18 protein-coding genes are annotated in these 16,769 nt (G+C 70.1%); 8 read left to right on the top strand and 10 right to left on the bottom strand.

Annotation, left to right across the window (positions count from 1 at the left end; genetic code table 11):
- Positions 1 to 32 precede the first annotated feature (32 nt).
- Positions 33 to 608 carry a DivIVA domain-containing protein gene (locus HNR30_RS23130; protein ID WP_181612017.1) on the bottom strand — a complete coding sequence of 192 codons (576 nt, stop codon included), beginning with the start codon at positions 606 to 608 and terminating at the stop codon, positions 33 to 35.
- Between the two features lie 92 nt (positions 609 to 700).
- Between HNR30_RS23130 and HNR30_RS23125 the strand changes: the two genes are divergently transcribed.
- Both HNR30_RS23125 and HNR30_RS23120 read left to right on the top strand, forming a co-directional pair.
- The gene (locus HNR30_RS23125; RefSeq protein WP_181612016.1) at positions 701 to 1,516 is read left to right on the top strand and encodes an ABC transporter ATP-binding protein; all 816 of its coding nucleotides are present in this window, start codon (positions 701 to 703) and stop codon (positions 1,514 to 1,516) included.
- Complete coding sequence (locus tag HNR30_RS23120) at positions 1,513 to 2,184, top strand: hypothetical protein (protein ID WP_181612015.1); 672 nt, start codon at positions 1,513 to 1,515, stop codon at positions 2,182 to 2,184. The genes HNR30_RS23125 and HNR30_RS23120 overlap by 4 nt, the downstream gene beginning before the upstream one ends.
- Before the next feature lie 184 nt (positions 2,185 to 2,368).
- Here HNR30_RS23120 and rlmN read toward each other — a convergent pair whose 3' ends face one another.
- A complete protein-coding gene (gene rlmN, locus HNR30_RS23115) occupies positions 2,369 to 3,451 on the bottom strand; it encodes a dual-specificity RNA methyltransferase RlmN (protein WP_220133937.1) in 1,083 nt (360 codons plus the stop codon).
- A gap of 113 nt (positions 3,452 to 3,564) precedes the next feature.
- Between rlmN and HNR30_RS23110 the strand changes: the two genes are divergently transcribed.
- On the top strand, positions 3,565 to 4,584 hold the full coding sequence (locus HNR30_RS23110; RefSeq protein WP_181612013.1) for a suppressor of fused domain protein: 1,020 nt from the start codon (positions 3,565 to 3,567) through the stop codon (positions 4,582 to 4,584).
- Between the two features lie 145 nt (positions 4,585 to 4,729).
- Here HNR30_RS23110 and HNR30_RS23105 read toward each other — a convergent pair whose 3' ends face one another.
- From HNR30_RS23105 to HNR30_RS23080, 6 genes are all read right to left on the bottom strand, one after another.
- A complete protein-coding gene (locus HNR30_RS23105; RefSeq protein ID WP_312894572.1) occupies positions 4,730 to 5,569 on the bottom strand; it encodes a phosphatidate cytidylyltransferase in 840 nt (279 codons plus the stop codon).
- A 467-nt stretch (positions 5,570 to 6,036) separates the two neighbouring features.
- Positions 6,037 to 6,594 carry a ribosome recycling factor gene (frr, locus tag HNR30_RS23100; protein WP_181612012.1) on the bottom strand — a complete coding sequence of 186 codons (558 nt, stop codon included), beginning with the start codon at positions 6,592 to 6,594 and terminating at the stop codon, positions 6,037 to 6,039.
- Positions 6,595 to 6,673: 79 nt separating this feature from the next.
- Positions 6,674 to 7,372 carry a UMP kinase gene (pyrH, locus tag HNR30_RS23095; RefSeq protein WP_220133826.1) on the bottom strand — a complete coding sequence of 233 codons (699 nt, stop codon included), beginning with the start codon at positions 7,370 to 7,372 and terminating at the stop codon, positions 6,674 to 6,676.
- A 131-nt stretch (positions 7,373 to 7,503) separates the two neighbouring features.
- Positions 7,504 to 8,337 carry a translation elongation factor Ts gene (gene tsf, locus HNR30_RS23090; RefSeq protein ID WP_181612010.1) on the bottom strand — a complete coding sequence of 278 codons (834 nt, stop codon included), beginning with the start codon at positions 8,335 to 8,337 and terminating at the stop codon, positions 7,504 to 7,506.
- Positions 8,338 to 8,802: 465 nt separating this feature from the next.
- Positions 8,803 to 9,762 (bottom strand): 30S ribosomal protein S2, encoded by a 960-nt coding sequence (gene rpsB, locus HNR30_RS23085; protein WP_181612009.1) that lies wholly within the window; start codon positions 9,760 to 9,762, stop codon positions 8,803 to 8,805.
- 284 nt (positions 9,763 to 10,046) lie between these two features.
- On the bottom strand, positions 10,047 to 10,679 hold the full coding sequence (locus HNR30_RS23080) for an ArsR/SmtB family transcription factor (RefSeq protein ID WP_181612008.1): 633 nt from the start codon (positions 10,677 to 10,679) through the stop codon (positions 10,047 to 10,049).
- A gap of 61 nt (positions 10,680 to 10,740) precedes the next feature.
- On the opposite strand from HNR30_RS23080, the gene HNR30_RS23075 reads away from it, so the two are divergent.
- Both HNR30_RS23075 and HNR30_RS23070 read left to right on the top strand, forming a co-directional pair.
- On the top strand, positions 10,741 to 12,018 hold the full coding sequence (locus HNR30_RS23075) for an MFS transporter (protein ID WP_181612007.1): 1,278 nt from the start codon (positions 10,741 to 10,743) through the stop codon (positions 12,016 to 12,018).
- 21 nt (positions 12,019 to 12,039) lie between these two features.
- A complete protein-coding gene (locus tag HNR30_RS23070) occupies positions 12,040 to 12,180 on the top strand; it encodes a hypothetical protein (protein WP_181612006.1) in 141 nt (46 codons plus the stop codon).
- A 9-nt stretch (positions 12,181 to 12,189) separates the two neighbouring features.
- Here HNR30_RS23070 and HNR30_RS23065 read toward each other — a convergent pair whose 3' ends face one another.
- Entirely contained in the window at positions 12,190 to 13,512 is a 1,323-nt protein-coding gene (locus HNR30_RS23065) for a CoA transferase (RefSeq protein WP_312894571.1), read from the bottom strand.
- Positions 13,513 to 13,602: 90 nt separating this feature from the next.
- Here HNR30_RS23065 and HNR30_RS50655 point away from each other — a divergent pair, with 90 nt between their 5' ends.
- Together HNR30_RS50655 and HNR30_RS23055 are read left to right on the top strand one after the other, a co-directional pair.
- A complete protein-coding gene (locus tag HNR30_RS50655; protein ID WP_376771754.1) occupies positions 13,603 to 14,508 on the top strand; it encodes a M23 family metallopeptidase in 906 nt (301 codons plus the stop codon).
- An 8-nt stretch (positions 14,509 to 14,516) separates the two neighbouring features.
- Complete coding sequence (locus HNR30_RS23055) at positions 14,517 to 15,053, top strand: hemerythrin domain-containing protein (RefSeq protein WP_181612005.1); 537 nt, start codon at positions 14,517 to 14,519, stop codon at positions 15,051 to 15,053.
- Positions 15,054 to 15,143: 90 nt separating this feature from the next.
- Here the strand turns inward: HNR30_RS23055 and HNR30_RS23050 are convergent, their stop codons facing one another.
- Positions 15,144 to 16,013 (bottom strand): tyrosine recombinase XerC, encoded by an 870-nt coding sequence (locus tag HNR30_RS23050; protein ID WP_181612191.1) that lies wholly within the window; start codon positions 16,011 to 16,013, stop codon positions 15,144 to 15,146.
- A gap of 147 nt (positions 16,014 to 16,160) precedes the next feature.
- On the opposite strand from HNR30_RS23050, the gene HNR30_RS23045 reads away from it, so the two are divergent.
- On the top strand, positions 16,161 to 16,412 hold the full coding sequence (locus HNR30_RS23045; RefSeq protein ID WP_181612205.1) for a hypothetical protein: 252 nt from the start codon (positions 16,161 to 16,163) through the stop codon (positions 16,410 to 16,412).
- Positions 16,413 to 16,769 lie beyond the last annotated feature (357 nt).

The following is a 16,769-nucleotide window of genomic DNA, read 5'->3' as shown; positions in this document are numbered from 1 at the left end:
CAGCCCGGCGGTCGGCTCCTCGGCGACCCGCTCTAGATCAGCCCGCCTGTACGGGCCGACGGCCAGCGCTGGCCCAGCACCTCACCGATCTCGGCCAGGAACGCGTCTACGTCCTGGATCAGATAGCCGGGGCGCACCATCACCGTGGGAAAACTCGCCTCCCGCAGCTCCTCCGGCCGCAGCGGCTGCTCGGTCGTGCCGCGCAGCGTGGCCACGATGCGGTCGAGGAAGGCGTCGACCGCGTCCTCGCTGTAGCCGCCGCCCATCCGGCCCGGCCGGAACGCCACCCGCTCCACCCTGGCCGCCTGCTCCTCGAACCACTGCTCCCTGCGCAGATGCTCCGTCGGCTCGGTGAACGCCAGCCGGACAGGAGCCCGCTGCTTGGTCTCCAGCGCCACGACGAACGCCTCCAGGGCGAAGTCGACCGCCATCTCCTTGTAGCCGCGGCGGCGCACGGCGAAGGTCGCCCGCCGCACCTCGTCGGCCGTCACCGGGCGCAGCTCCTGCGGCCCCCTGCCCAGCGTGGCCTCGATACGGGCGATCAGCGTGTCGACTTCGAGAGGGTCGTAGCCTGACCGCAAACCCGTGACGCGCGGAAAGCGATTCAAGCCTGGTCCTCCTGCTGCGGGCTGATGTCCCGTCCATTGTCCCGGCTCTCGCGGGGCTACCGGCGAGTTGTGCCTATACGGTTACAAGTGTCATGCAGCTGTCGAACGTCTCCTTCGCCTACCGCCGTCGTGGACCCTCCGTCCTGCGCGACGTCGCCGTACGGCTCGCGCCCGGCGACGTGATCGAAGTCGTGGGCGCCAACGGGGCGGGCAAGTCCACTCTGCTGCGGCTGCTCGCCGGGATCACCCGCCCGACCGGCGGCTCGATCGTCGACCGGCCCTCCGTGGTCGGCTTCGCCCCCGACCGTTTCCCCGCCGACCAGCCCTTCACGGTCGCCGGATACCTCACCCACCTCGCCCGCGTCCGCGGCACGGCCTCCTGGGAGCCCTGGTGCGCCCGCCTCGGGCTCGAACCGCTGCTGTCCGTACGGCTCGGCGAACTGTCCAAGGGCAGCGCGCACAAGGTGGGGCTGGTGCAGGCCCTCATGTGCGCCCCCGGGCTGCTGATCCTCGACGAGCCGTTCGCGGGGCTCGACGTCACCACGCGGGAGGCGCTGCCGGCCATCATCGCCGAGGTGCGCGCCCGCTCGGGCATCGTGGTCGCCAGCGACCACCAGGGCGGGCTGCAGGACGTGCCCTCGGTGCGCCGGTGGTCGGTGGTGGACGGGCGTGTGAAGGAGGGCAGCGTGAAGGAGGGCAGCGCGGAGGAGGGCAGCGCGGAGGAGGGCAGCGCGGAGGAGGGCAGCGCGGAGGAGGGCAGCGCGGAGGAGGGCAGCGTGAAGGAGGGCAGCGCGGAGCCGGCCATGGGGAACTGCGCCCCCGCCACGGTGCGGGTCACCCTGCCCGCCGACAAAGCCGACGCCTTCGTGGCCAGGATGCGCGAGGCGGGATACGAGGCAGAACGATGATCGCCCTGACCCGCTTCCGCCTCACCGCCTACGTGCGCTCCCACCGCGTCTACCAGGCACTGCTGCCGATCCTGATCATGCTGGCGATCCTGCACAGCAACGTCGCCCCCGCCGGCAAGGAAGCCGCCGTGCTCGCCGACTCCGCGGCACTGATGATCCCCTTCCTGGCCTGGGCCGCCCGCAGCGTCCTCGACACCGAGCCCGACGGCCAGCGCGTCATCTCGGCCACCTCCGTCGGCGGCCCCTCACGCGAGGTCGCCGCCGGGCTGCTCGCGGCACTCGGCGCCAACGTGCTCTTCGCCGCCGTGGCCCTGGCCGCCGCCCTGGTGATCGGCATCGCCACCCCCATCACCACTGCGGTGCTGGCCGCCGGGGTCGCGCTGCACCTGATCGCGGCCCTCACCGGCACCGCCCTCGGCGCGCTGACCAGCCGCGCCATCCTGCCCAGCCCGGCGATCTCCATCATGGTGCTGATCCTGGGGTACATCGTGATGCTGCTGGTGGGGCGCAGTTCGGTGTACTGGCTGACGGTGCCGGTGACCGGGTGGATGAAGGCGGCCAACGACAACCAGCTGGTGGAGCAGTTGCCGTTGATCGCGGGGATCTCGGTGGTGTGGTTGGCGGCGGCCTTCGCCGGCTACGCCCAGCTCCGCCGTACCCGCCCCTGACCGGACGCGCGCCGCCGTGCGCGACCCTGACCGGACCCGCGCCCGCCGCAGGCGACCCACCGCGACGCGCCCGCCGTACGTGGCTGTTGACCGCCGCGCCGGGCCATCGGTGCGCGCTGGTCCCAGCGCGCCACCCCGGGCCCGCCATGCGGCGGCACAGGTCGCCTCCCGGCCGTCCTGGACGCTACTCGGCCGCCGCCAGCTGGCCGCAGGCGCCGTCGATGTCGCGGCCCCGCGTGTCGCGGACGGTGACCGGCACGCCGTGGAACTCCAGCCGCCGCACGAACGCCCGCTCGTCCTCGGGCCGCGAGGCGGTCCACTTCGACCCCGGTGTCGGGTTCAGCGGAATCAGGTTCACATGCACGAGCTTGTTCTTGATCAGCTTCCCGAGCAGATCCGCCCGCCACTCCTGATCGTTGATGTCCTTGATCAGCGCGTACTCGATCGACACCCGCCGCTTGGTCTTGGCCGCATAGGCCCAGGCCGCGTCGAGCACCTCGGCGACCTTCCAGCGCGTGTTGATCGGCACGAGCGTGTCGCGCAGCTCGTCGTCGGGCGCGTGCAGCGACAGGGCGAGCGTCACCGGAAGCCCCTCGTCGGCGAGCTTGGCGATCGCGGGCACCAGCCCGACGGTCGACACCGTCACGTTGCGCGCGGAGATCCCCAGCCCGTCGGGTGCGGGGTCGGTGATGCGGCGCACGGCCCCCATGACGGCCTTGTAGTTGGCCAGCGGCTCGCCCATGCCCATGAAGACGATGTTGCTGACCCGCCCCGCACCGCCGGGAACCTCGCCGTTGGCCAGCGCCCGCCCGCCGGCGACCACCTGCTCGACGATCTCGGCCGTGGACATGTTGCGGGTCAGGCCCGCCTGGCCGGTGGCGCAGAAGGGGCAGTTCATGCCGCATCCGGCCTGGGAGGAGACGCACATGGTGACGCGGTCGGTGTAGCGCATCAGCACGGACTCGACCAGCGCCCCGTCGAACAGCCGCCACAGCGTCTTGCGTGTGGTGCCCGCGTCGGTGGTCATCTCGCGGACGGAGGTGAGCAGCGGCGGCATCAGCGCGGAGAGCTTCTCGCGGGCCGCCGCCGGAAGGTCGGTCATGGCGGCCACGTCGGTGGTCAGGTGGGTGAAGTAGTGGCGTGAGAGCTGGTCGGCGCGGAAGGGCTTCTCACCCAGCTCGGCGACGGCGGCGCGGCGCTCGGCCATCGTCAGGTCGGCCAGGTGGCGGGCGGGCTTGGCTCGCCGCGGCGCGACGAACTGCAGCAGCGGCCGCTCCTTGGCCGGGGGCTTCTGCTTCCCGGCCGCACCCGACTCTGGCGCGGTGACTCCGGTCTTCTGACTCACGTAACACTCCGGGACGATCTAAAGTATCCAGATGTATGGCGATTTTCCGGCCGGCCTTGGGTTCCGGACTCTCCGGAGACACAGGCGAGGGGCTTACCGAGGTCGTCCTCACTGCCGGCAACCCCTACGGAAGCCGCACGCTGGTCGTGGAGCGTGACGAGGAGTCCTCGGTAGCTTACCTGTGCTCGCCCGACGGCACCGTCCATGGAGCAGTCTGGCTGGCCAACCACCGCAGCGCTCCCGCGGTCATCGACCTGGGCCGGGTCAACGCCGGCCGGCCGCCGCTGATGCCCAGGGCGAACACCGGCCATCCGGCCGGACGCAGACCTCTCGGCCAGCTGACCCCCCTCTGGTTCGAGGAGGGTGACGGCGTCGCCCTGTATGAGAACGACGACCTTCTCGCGGTCATTCCTGGCTGGGCGGACATGAGCCGCGGCATGCCCGGTTACGCGAAGGACGCGATCGGCGAGACGCCCTTCGCCTGGGCGCTCGACGAGGCCCTGGAGGGTCTGGCGCCTCGCGTCGCGAAGGCCAGGTCCTACTGGCAGTGGCGGCACGCCGAGGGCAGCTGGGCGTCGTTCCAGCAGTTCGTGATGGGCCACCTGGACGGCGCTCTCGGCCCCGCGGGAAGGTACTGGGACGCCAGCGGCGAGCGCATGCCCACGGTGGGCATCACCGAGCGGCCCCCGCACGGCGACCGGGAGGTCACCGTGTTGTCGACGGTGGGGATGAGCTGCCAGCGCATGCCGACGGTCGAGCAGTGGATCGATCGTCCCGACGCCTACGCGCGCATCGAGCTGGCGGTGGCCACGCACGACGATCCGCGGGACGCGGCGCTGCTGCTGGTGTGGCTGGCGCAGTATCCCTGGCATTCGGTCACCTGGCTCGGGCATGGGCACACCGCCAAGTGGTATCACGAGCCGGAGACATTCCCGTTCGGCCCGGAGTACAGCGGGGTGATGCTCGACGCCGAACCTCCGGACATGCCCGACATGTCAGGCTTCGCCTTCGGCGGCGAGGCCGTTCGATGGTTGTGGCTGCAGCCCTGGCGTTGACGAACCGGCGCCCCTGCCGGCAGGACCGGCACTCGGCGCTGGAAGAAACCGGGGTCTGGCGCTAGAAGAGCCAGCTCAGGAGCACGTAGACGGGGGCATGGCGTTAGAAGAGCCAGCTCAGGAGCACGTAGACCGGGGCCTGGCGCTAGAAGAACCAGCTCAGGAGCACGTAGACCGGGATCAGCGTGGCCACGAGCGAGTCGAGCCGATCCATGAGGCCGCCGTGCCCCGGCAGGATCGACCCCAGGTCCTTGATCCCCAGGTCGCGCTTGATCATCGACTCGATCAGGTCGCCCAGCGTGGCCAGCACCGCGACCAGCGCGCCGATCAGCGCGCCCTGCCAGATCTGGCCGCCCATCAGCCAGACCACCAGCCACGCCCCCACCCCCACACAGGCGAGGACGGACCCGGCGAACCCCTCCCAGGTCTTCTTCGGGCTGATGATCGACATCTTGTGCTTGCCGAACAGCACCCCGGCCGCGTACCCGCCGATGTCGCTGGCGACGGTCACCGCGACGAAGATCAGCACCCGGTAGTGGCCGTCGTCGGGCTGCAGCAGCAGCGCCACGAAGGCGGCCAGCAACGCCGGATAGACCAGGGTGAAGACCGACGCCGTGGAGTCGCGGACGTACCCCTCGGTGCCAGCGGCGAACATGCGCCAGATCAGCACCACGAACGTGAAGATCGCGAACGAGCCGACCAGCCAGCCGGGCCCGCCCCAGTAGGCGCCGCAGATCATCGCCGTCATGCCGGCCAGCACCGGGATCATCGGCACCTTGATGTCACGCGTCGCGAAGGCCCGGACCAGCTCCACCACGCCCACGCCGACCGCTCCCAGGACCACCGCGAGGAAGATCTCCTTGACGGTGAAGAGCGAGACGATGACCAGCGCGCCCAGGCCCACGCCCACGGCGATCGCGGCGGGCAGGTTCCGGCCGGTACGGCTGCCGCCGCTCGGGCCGGTGCCGGCCGTACGTTCTTCCACGAAAACTCCCGGCCCGTTCTTGCTCGCCCAGGGTCCTGGACGTTCCACACGCGTGCGCCCGGCCCAGCGGCGAGCACCTCACGCACCCTACCTGTTACGCGCGCGTCACCTGGGACACGCCCCAGCGTCATCTTCGTACGGCCCGCGCCACCGGTTTCGGCACACGCCACGCTTCCTGCGACACACGCCACCACTTCGGCACGCGCACCGCTTTCCGCGACACACGCCACCCTGCGGCACGCGCCGCGCTTCTGCGGCAGGCGCCACCCTTTCGGCGCGCCCACCACGTCCCTGCGGTCGGGGCCACGCGTCACCGGGCGCCTGCCGTACCACTGCCCTCGACGGCCTCGCCGTCACCCGGCAGCGCACAACACCCAGGTCGCGGGCGGCGTCCGAGGAATCCCGCCCGAGCTACGCGAGAGTCCCCGCACCACGAGGGGTGCGGGGACCTGGCGACAGCCGGACGCTCAGACCTCGAGCAGCTCGGCTTCCTTGTGCTTCAGCAGCTCGTCGATCTTGGCGACGTGCCGCTGGGTGATGTCGTCGAGTTCCTTCTCGGCGCGGCGCACCTCGTCCTCGCCGGCCTCGCCGTCCTTGATCATCTTGTCGAGGACTTCCTTGGCCGAGCGCCGGATGTTGCGGACGGAGACCTTGGCGTGCTCGGCCTTGGTCCGCGCGACCTTGATGTACTCCTTGCGCCGCTCCTCCGACAGCTCGGGGAAGACCACGCGGATCGTCGCACCGTCGTCGGTGGGGTTCACGCCGAGGTCGGACTCACGGATCGCCTTGACGATCGCCGTGACCGAACCGCGGTCGAAGGCCTGGATGATGACCATCCGGGCCTCGGGCACCGAGAACGAGGCCAACTGCTGGATCGGCGTCGGGGTCCCGTAGTACTCGGCGTTGATCTTGTTGAACATCTGCGGGGTGACACGGCCCGTCCGGATGTTCGCGAAGTCCTCCTTCGCGACCGACACGGCCTTGTCCATCTTTTCCTCGGCTTCGAGGAGAGTTTCGTCGATCACAGCGGCTCCTGCCTCCCGTCGCTCACCTTTCCGTACTTGCCTCGCGAAACATCGCGAAGCTCGCTCGTCGGGTTCGCTCCTACTTCCCTGCCGGACTCACCAGCGTGCCGATCTTCTCACCGCGGACAGCGCGCAGGATGTTGCCCTCGCCCATCAGGTCGAACACGACGATGGGCAGGTCGTTCTCCCTGCACAGGCTGATCGCGGTCTGGTCCATGACGGCGAGGTCGCGCACCAGGACCTCGGCGTAGTCGAGGTGGTCGAACCTGACCGCATCGGGGTTCTTGCGCGGATCCGAGTCATAGACTCCATCCACCTGAGTGCCCTTCAGCAGCGCCTCCGCACCGATTTCCAGCGCTCGCTGGGCGGCGCAGGTGTCGGTGGAGAAGTACGGCGAGCCGAGTCCGGCACCGAAGATCACCACGCGGCCCTTCTCGAGGTGCCTGATGGCGCGGCGCGGCAGGAAGGGCTCGGCGACCTGCTGCATGGTGATGGCGGTCTGGACCCGGGTGTCGATGCCCCGCTTCTCCAGGAAGTCCTGGAGCGCCAGGCAGTTGATCACGGTGCCGAGCATGCCCATGTAGTCGGCCCTGGCGCGATCCAAGCCCTGCTTGGACAGCGCGGCGCCGCGGAACATGTTGCCGCCGCCGACCACCACGGAGACCTGCACGCCCTCCTGCACCGCGTCGGCGATGGAGTCGGCCAGCTGGCCCACCACCGCCGCGTCGATGCCGAGCGGCTCACCGCCGGCGAACGCCTCGCCGGACAGCTTCAACATCACCCGCTTCCACCGAAGCGGGGCCCTGCCCTGTTCCGCATACGACGAAGCCGCCGACGTAGCTGGCTCCTGGTTCTCCTGCACGACGGCGGCCTCCTCGTTGTTGGTTCTGACGTCCCTCGGGACTGAGACTAAGCCTGACCGACCTTGAAACGAACAAAGGCCAGCACCTCGACGCCGTTCTCGTCGGCGTACTTGGCGATCGACTTCTTGTTGTCCTTGACGAACGCCTGCTGCAGCAGGGTGAAGTCCTTGTACCAGCCGTTGACGCGGCCCTCGACGATCTTGGCGATCGCGGCCTCGGGCTTGCCCTCGTCGCGGGTCATCTCCTCGAAGAGCGCGCGCTCCTTCTCGACGACCTCGGCCGGGACGGCCTCGGCGTTGAGGTACTTCGGCGCCATGGCGGCGGCGTGCTGCGCGATGTCCTTGGCGACGTCGGCGTTCGGCTTGTCGAGCTGCACGAGCACACCCACCGCCGGCGGCAGCTGCGGGTCGGTCTTGTGCATGTAGGCGCCGATGTAGCCACCCTCGAGCACCGCGAAGCGGCGGATCTCGATCTTCTCACCCAGCGCGGCGTTGGCCTCGTCGAGGTGGTTCTGGACCGACTTGCCGGCGTACTCCGAGCTCAGCAGCGCCGGGACGTCGGCGGGCTTGCTGGCCAGGATGTGCTCGACGACCTCGGCCGCCAGCTCCTGGAAACGCTCGCCCTTGGCGACGAAGTCGGTCTCGCAGTTGAGCTCGAGCAGCGCCGCGGCGGACTCGCCGTCCTGCTTGACGGCGATGAGGCCGTTGGAGGCGGTGCGCGACTCGCGCTTGCCGACGTCCTTGGCGCCCTTGAGACGCAGGATCTCGACGGCGCGGTCGAAGTCGCCCTCGGACTCCTCGAGCGCCTTCTTGCAGTCCATCATGCCCGCGGCGGTCAGCTCACGAAGCCGCTTGACGTCGGCCATGTTCACGGAAGCCATTTTGCTTTTCCTCGTGGGATGTCGTCGTGTGTTCGGGCCCGCGTCCTCGTCGGACGCCGGCCCGTGAAGCCTCGGTGCCGGCTTGGCTGTTCGCCATTCCGGCTGTGGTGCGGCCGTCGCCTCGCGGCTCCTGCCGTACCTGCAAGCCATCGGGCTCACCCGGCCACCTGGCCGTGGATCTCCGCCCGGCCCTCGCGGGTCTCGGTCCCTACCGGGTCGGCCCGGCGGATTGCGGTCTCTGCCGGTCTCTGCCGAGCTCCCCTGCCAGGCTCGGCCTGGCGGGTTTCGGCGCTTCCGCGCCTCTGCCCAGCCGCGCGGGCCGGAATCACGTTCCGGCCCGGCTGCGACGGTGCCCGGCCTTTCGCGCGGCGCCGGCCGTACCCGGTTTCGGCCTGAAGCCTCTGCCCGACACGGCCGGAGTTCACCGGCGGTGGCCCGTTGCCTGCCCTGGTGGCGTCAGCCGCCTCAGGCCTTCTCGGCCTCGGCCTCAGCGTCGGCGGCGGGGGCCTCGGCGGCCTCCTCGGCGGCCGGAGCCTCAGCGACCTCGGCGACCTCGGCGACCTCGGCCTCAGCGACCTCGGCCTCAGCGACCTCGGCCTCAGCGGCGGGGGCCTCGGCGACCTCAGCAGCGGCGGCGGCCGGAGCCGCGGCCTCGGCACCCTCGATGAGCTCGCGCTCCCACTCGGCCAGCGGCTCGGCGGCAGCGGGCTTCTCGTCACCGCGAGCGGCGCCGGAGCGGGCCATGAGACCGGCGGCGACACCGTCGGCGACGACGCGGGTCAGCAGGCCGACGGCGCGGATGGCGTCGTCGTTGCCCGGGATCGGGTAGTCGACCTCGTCGGGGTCGCAGTTGGTGTCGAGGATCGCGACGACCGGGATGCCCAGCTTGCGGGCCTCGGAGATCGCGATGTGCTCCTTCTTGGTGTCGACGACCCACACCGCGCTGGGCACGCGGCCCATGTCACGGATACCGCCGAGGGTGCGCTCCAGCTTCTCCTTCTCGCGGCGGCGCATGAGGAGCTCCTTCTTGGTGAGCCCCGAGCCGGCGACGTTGTCGAAGTCGAGCTCCTCGAGCTCCTTCAGACGCTGAAGCCGCTTGTGCACGGTGGAGAAGTTGGTGAGCATGCCGCCCAGCCAGCGCTGGTTGACGTACGGCATGCCGACTCGGGTGGCCTGCTCGGCGATGGCCTCCTGGGCCTGCTTCTTCGTGCCGATGAACAGGATGGTGCCGCCGTGGGCGACGGTCTCCTTGACGAAGTCGAAGGCGCGGTCGATGAACGACAGCGACTTCTGCAGGTCGATGATGTAGATACCGTTGCGCTCGGTGAAGATGAAGCGCTTCATCTTCGGGTTCCACCGGCGGGTCTGGTGGCCGAAGTGAACGCCGCTCTCGAGCAGCTGTCGCATGGTTACGACGGGGGCCATGTGCTGGTCCTCCAGGTCGGCGCGCATCGCTGCGCGGTTCTCGGTTGTGCTGCGGGCGCCTCGCGACTCCCGCCCTGATGCCCCTGAGCCGCTCCAGCCTGGTTTTCACCAGGACCGAGGGACCGGCTCGCGGTGGGGCATGCGAAGTTGGCCGTAGTTACAGGCCATCGAAAAGTGTACCTCCTGACCGAGCGGCCTTGACCCGCGTCACCACTCCTGCCTGCCCACAAGCCCCCGCCCGGCGTCGCCACGGCACTGCTCAGGCCCCAGGAACCGCAGAGCTCTCAGGCCTCTTCGCCCGCCACCCGAGCGTCGTGGTCCTCAGTCGGAAGCCCCGGCGTACGGCGTTCCGCCCGCGGGAACAGCCGGTACTGCGCCTCGGCCACCTGTGCGCCCTCAGGCCTTTTGCCACCCTGGCGGTGCTTGGCCAGAAAGGGCTCCACGAGCTTCTCGATCTCCTCGGTGAGCCCTTTCAGCTCCTCCGCCGTGACGATCAGCGTGCTGCGGGCGAAGACGGTCGCTCCACGCCACTCCTCGGACGTCTGCTCCACCTGGGCCAGCGCCCGTCGCGCCTCTCGCTCCGCGTCGCTCCAGATCGCGTCGACGAGCAGGTCCCTGGCCGCCCGCGTCTCCCCCGGCTCGCCGGGCTCGTGCGACAGCGTGATGCCGGCCGAGTGGTGCTTCCACACCCGTTCCCTGCCGTCGCTGCGCGCGGGCGCGTCGGCCGCGAAGCCGTACTTCTCCAGCATCCGCATGTGATAGCTGGCCGCGCTCGGGCTCACTCCCACGACCTCGGCCAGTTCTGTGGCAGTCGCCGTACCCACCACCGCGAGGTGGTTGAGCATCGCCAACCTGGCCGGATGGGCGAGCGCGCGCATGGCCTTCGGGTCGCTCAGGGGCTGGTGACGTTCCGTCATGCGAGAAGAATAGCAATCTGAAGGGTTGCTTTCATAGTTCTGAAGGATTACCTTCAGAGTCATGAAGGAAACCCTTCACGACTCGACCGCATCCCCCTCGGAGCCCCCGGTGTTCCAGCCGATCCCCCTGCGCAAGCAGCGCGATTACCGCCTCCTGTGGTCGGCCAGGACCTCCTCGATCACCGGCTCCGAGGTCTCCCGCCTGGCCATCCCCCTCACCGCCATCACCCTGCTGTCCGCCTCCCCCGCCCAGATGGGGGTGCTGACGGCCGCGGCGTTCGTTCCGACGCTGCTCCTGGGCCTGCACGCGGGCGCCATCGCCGACCGGCTGCGCCGTCACCGGCCCCTGATGATCGGATGCGAGCTGGTCTCGGCCCTGGCCGCCCTCTCGGTGCCCGCCGCCTGGCTGGCGGGCACCCTGTCGGTCACCTGGCTCATCGTGGTCGCTCTGGTCATCGGGACGGCGGCGACGCTGTTCAAGGCCGCCAACTTTCCCCACCTGGCCGCCGTGGTCCACGCCGACCAGCGCACCGAGGCCCTCGCGGGCTTCCACGCCTCCTACTCCGTCGCCTCGGTGGCCGGTCCCGGCCTCGCTGGAGCGCTGGTCCAGTTCCTCACCGCGCCGATCGCGGTGCTCGTCGAGGGCGTGTCCTTCCTGGTCTCGGCCTTCCTCCTGCGCTCGATCAGGACTCCCGAGCACAACGAGCCCGCCCCCTCACGGGGCCTGACCCGCGACGTCGCCGAGGGCCTGCGCGCCACCATCACCGACCCGACACTGCGCGCGCTCCTCGGCTCGGGCACGACGATCAACTTCTTCGCCATGGCCTACACGGCCGTCCACATGCTCTTCATGGTCAAGGTCCTGGACATCCCCGAGGGCCTGCTCGGCCTGCTCACCGCGGTCTCCGGCGCGGGCGGCCTGCTCGGCGCCTGGGTCACCACCCGCCTGGTCAGGCGCTTCGGCGAGAACCGCATCCTGCTCGGCTCCGTCCTGTTCTTCCCGCTCAGCATCGTCACCGTCGCCCTGCTCGACGGGCCGCTGTGGTGGAAGCTCACGATGCTGCTCAGCACCGGCCTGATCACCGGCGGCATCGTGGTCGCCTTCGCCACCAGCCTCGGCGCGGTCATCCTCCGCGACGCCCCGGTCGAGGTGCGCGGCCGCGTGAACTCCACGATCAACTTCGCCACCCAGGGCGTCATGGCCCTCGGCGGCCTCCTCGGCGGCCTGCTCGCCGAGCTGATCGGCCTGCGCCCCGTCATCTGGATCTGCGCCGCCGGCATCGCCCTGAGCAGCGTCTGGATCTGGGCCTCACCCCTGCGCACGTCCCACCGCCCGTAACCGACAACGAAGGAGCCACCCATGAGTACCTCCGCCCGCCGCCGCCTCCGCTGGCTGTACGACCGTGCGACGTCCCCGTTAACCCCGACGCCCGGCTCCACCACCGCCACCATCCCCGGTGCCCTGGACGCCCTCACCCTCGCCAAGCCGTGGCTCCGTTGACGCCCGCCGTCACCACCACTCGGGATGATGCTGCCCCTTCATCGGCGGCGGGCCGGTCCACTCAGGCCTGCGCCCGTCGATCCGCCCGGGCGGCAGCACATAGGTCAGCTCGCCGAAGGTGGACTCCATCTCCCCCAGCAGCCCGTCGATACGGAACCGCTCGACAGGAGCGGCCTGCCCCATCTCCACCAGCCACTGCGCCGTCCTGGCCAGCGACAGCTCCACCCGCCAGGAGCCGCCCTCCGCCCCCTGACGAGCCAGAGCCGCCATGGCCCCGAACGCCGCCAGATACCCGGTCGCGTGATCAAGCACCTGAGCAGGCAACGGCTCCGGCTCGGGTCCGTGGGCGATACCGGTGACCATCTGCACCAAACTGTCGAACCCGCGCCTCATCCCCCAGGGCCCCCGCCCCCCATACGCCGAAATATCAACACAAACAATCCCCGGACGAAGGCTCGCCAGCTCCTCGACCCCGAACCCCAGCCCCTCCAACGCCCCCGGCCGATACCCCCGGACGATCACATCCGCCCCCGCGACCAGCTCCCGCAACCGCCTCGCCCCCTTCTCAGAACGAAGATCGAGCAAGGTCGAGCGCTTCCCGAAAGCCGTACTGACCACCAGCCCCGCCACCTCCGGCAACGCCGGAGCCCCCACCCGAAGCACCTTCGCCCCATGCGCGGCCAGCGTCCTGGTCGCCACTGGCCCCGCGATCACCCGGGTGAGATCCAGAACCCTCACCCCTTCCAGCGGCCACTCCCCGGCCCGCCGCCGCCCGGCCCCCGCAGGCGCGCCCCCGACCCGCTCCATCCCCACGAGCGGCAACTCCCGTACGGCCCGCGACTGCGGATGCGCGGCCCACTCCTCCATCGTCCGCAGCGCCCCCGCGCACCCGCCCTCCGCCGTCACCGCGTCCTCGACCCCGCGAGCCGTACGGCCGGCGCAAGCCTCCTCGACCTCCTCCCGCTCAGCCTTCGGCTTCAACCCCAGTGCCCGAAGTACGGCCTCGCGGTGATGGTCGAAATTGCAGTGCAGCCGCACCCACCCGTCGGCCGCCCGATAGTCGCCGGAGAACGGCGCCCACATCAGGGGCGGCTTGTTGTTGACCCTGAAGAACCGCTCATCCAGGAACGCGGCCAGGGCCTCCCGCATCTCCAGTTCGCCCTCGCCACCCACCAGCCCCGCAGCGGCCCCCAGCGCCGCCCCCACGGACACCGCGGCGGCTTCCTCCACCTTGAAGGGGGAGGGCAACCGAGCCCCGTCGTCCACCACCCGCACCGGCGGCAGCTCGACCTGCACCGAAGAGGCCAGCTCCGCGATCGCCTTCTCGTACACGGATCGCACCTTCCCTCCCGCTCCCGCTCCCGCGAGCCCACCGCACTCGAACCTCGCACCTCGAACCCCAGGTACCGAACGCCGAGCAGCATGCCACGCCCCGCCCATCACCGTCCCGGTTGTTCGCAGGCCCCATCCACAGAACCGCATTCGGCCCGCCCCAGCCAGCGCCGCTCCAGCCACCATGCCGCCATGCCCGATTCCCCTCCCCCAGCCAGCCCCACCCCCACCCGGCGCCGCACCGCAACTCGCCTGGCCGCCCTCCTCCTCACCACCACCGTCATGTGGCTCACCCCTCACTCCCCAGCGGCCCCCCAGACATCGGCCATTCCGAAGGCTCAAATCACTCCGCACCCCACCCCACCCAACCCCGTCTCCACCACCACCATCGGACCCACCCCCACCGCATCCGCCTCCACCACCGCGCGCGCCCTCGCGCCCGCCCTCGCGTCCACCTCCACGTCCACCTCCACGTCCACCTCCACCGAGCCGTACCTCCGCCCCCCACCCCACACGGAATCCGAGCCTCTCCCCGACCCCCTCCCCCGCAGCTGGTCCTGGCCCCTCCCCACCCGCCCCCACGTCCTGCGCCCCTTCACACCCCCACCAGCCCCCTGGCTCCGCGGCCACCGCGGCACCGACCTCGCCGCATCCCCCGGCACCCCAGTCCTGTCCGCCGGCCCCGGCACGATCGGCCACGCAGGCCCCATAGCCGACCGCAGCGTGGTGACAGTCATCCACCCCAACGGCCTGCGCACCACCTACCTCCCCGTCCAGCCCTCCGTACGGCCGGGCCAACAAGTCACCACCGGCACCCAGCTAGGCGTGCTCCAAGACGCCCCAGGCCACTGCCGCGTCTCCTGCCTCCGCTGGGGCCTGATCCGCACTCGCCAATACCTGGATCCCCTGCTCCTCGTCGGCTTCGGCCAAGTCCGCCTGTTCCCCCACTGGCCAGGACCACCTGATCGATCAGCACGCACCCGCATGTCATCATGAAGCGACATATGAGGACACAAAACTCACGAAACGCCCGCCTGGAAACGTTCGGCAACCAGCTGATCAGCGTGCACATCTGGCTGCGAGAACAACTGGCCGAACTCCGCGACGACGTGGACGCCTATCTCGCCGGCGAAGGCACCCGCCCGCAGGACCTCCAGACCCACTGCCTGACGTTCTGCTCAGCCCTCACCCGCCACCACACAGGCGAGGACACCAGCGCCTTCCCCGCACTGGCCAAACAGTTCCCCGAGCTACGCCCGATCCTCGACGAACTGGGCCGCGACCACGAGATCGTCACCGACAGCATGCACAAGCTCCAAGCCCTCCTGAACACCCTCGCCGAAGACGCGCCCGCCCCAACCCCCGCCGAGGCGCAACGAATCCGAGGAGAGCTGAACGGCCTGGCAGCACTGATCGAGACGCACTTCGTCTACGAGGAGAAGCGCATCGTGGAGGCCCTCAACTCGCTCCGAGCAGAGGAGTGGCAAGCCACCCCACCCGCCTTCCTCCTCACCTCACCACCCCCAGCCGCACCGCAGTAGCCACCCCAAGGCTCCAGCCGCACCGCAGTAGCCACCCCAGGGCTCCAGCCGCCACCTCCAGGGCTTCCGGCCGCCGCCCCCCGGCCGGCCTCAAGCGCGGGGATGCGCCTGCCGAAACGCAGCCCGCAACCGCTCAATCGAGACATGCGTATAGATCTGCGTGGTGTTCAACGAAGCATGCCCCAGCAGCTCCTGCACGCTGCGCAGATCCGCTCCGCCCTCCAGCAAATGCGTCGCAGCACTGTGCCGCAGTCCGTGCGGGCTCAGATCAGGCGCTCCCTCAACCTGCCGCAGCCGAGCGTGCACGACACGCCGCACCGTCCCCTGATCAATGCGACCCCCCCGAACCCCCAGAAAAAGCGCCGCCCCAGTCCTCTCCTTGATCCACAACGGCCGCCCATAAACACACCACCGATCGAGGGCGCGCAACGCAGGCAACCCGAACGGCACAGACCGCTCCTTACGCCCCTTCCCCAGCACCCGGATCACCCGCCGCCCACGGTCCACGTCATCCACATCCAGCTGGCACAACTCACTGACCCGAATGCCGGTCGCATAAAGAAGCTCAAGCATCGCCTGATCCCTGAGATCAACCGCCTCCCCCTCCCCACGAGGCTCCAGCGCGGCCCGGGCCTGCTCCTGATCCAGTACGGCAGGCAACGATCGAGGAGACTTCGCACTCCCCAGCAAGAGCCCCGGATCACTCGCCAACCACCCCCGCCGATAGCAATAGGCGGTGAAGCTCCTAGCGCACGCCGTACGCCTGGCCAGCGTCGCCCTCGACAGCCCCGCCGCATGCTGCTCCCCCAACCAGGCCCGCAGCGTGGAGATGTCCAGCCCGCCCAGCCCACCATCGTCCAGATGCGCGAGCAAACTCCCCAGGTCGGTCAGGTATGCGCGCACGGTGTGCGGGCTGAGGTCACGTTCGTAGCGGAGGTGCCGCTCGAACTCCCCGATGATCGTCGACGCGCCGCCAGCCCCAGGAGGAACTTCAGACTCCTGCGCGGAACCCCCGCCCGCCGAGTACCGCTCCCCTCGCGCCCCGGCCCCCCTTCGGGAACCGCCCTCACCGTACGGACCGCCGTCACCGTAAGGACCGCCCTCACCATGCAGACCGGCCTCACCATGCAGACCGGCCTCACCATGCAGACCGGCCTCACCATGCAGACCGGCCTCACCATGCAGACCGGCCTCACCATGCAGTCCGGCTTCCCCCCGCGAGCTGCCATTGCCCTGCGAACCTCGCCCACCGTTGGAGCGGCTCCCACCGTACGAGCCTCGCGGATCGACCTCGCCCCGCGGGCTCGTGTTGTCGTCTTCACGGACCGCCACCGCGAACCTCCGCTCGACACTCACTGAAGCTGCTTGCTGTTCGGCTTGTCTGATCTACCCGATCGCCCCAGTCTCCACCCTCTACGAGGCGACGCCCGATCGGCAGCGCGGGACCCGCGCCCGGCGCATTCCGACCGCAGTTCTCAAGGCGAGCCCCACTCTTTCGGTCCCATTTCTTCGGGCCCTCTCCATACGCCCACTCCATCCGCCCGCCTGCTGCCACATCGGGCGCCCACCACTTCGAGCCCCGGCACATCGAGTCCCGGCACCCCACGCCAAGCCCCGCTGCACCACACCCCGCCGGGGAGCCAAGCACCGCTACCCAGCCCGACGAGCCAGCACCTCGAGCCAGCCCCGCAACCCAGCACCGCGAGCCAGCACCGC

It is taken from the genome of Nonomuraea soli (assembly GCF_013761175.1).
Lineage (GTDB): Bacteria > Actinomycetota > Actinomycetes > Streptosporangiales > Streptosporangiaceae > Nonomuraea > Nonomuraea soli.
The sequence above is the reverse complement of the archived record's forward strand: the minus strand, read 5'-3'. Positions and strand labels throughout refer to the sequence as shown.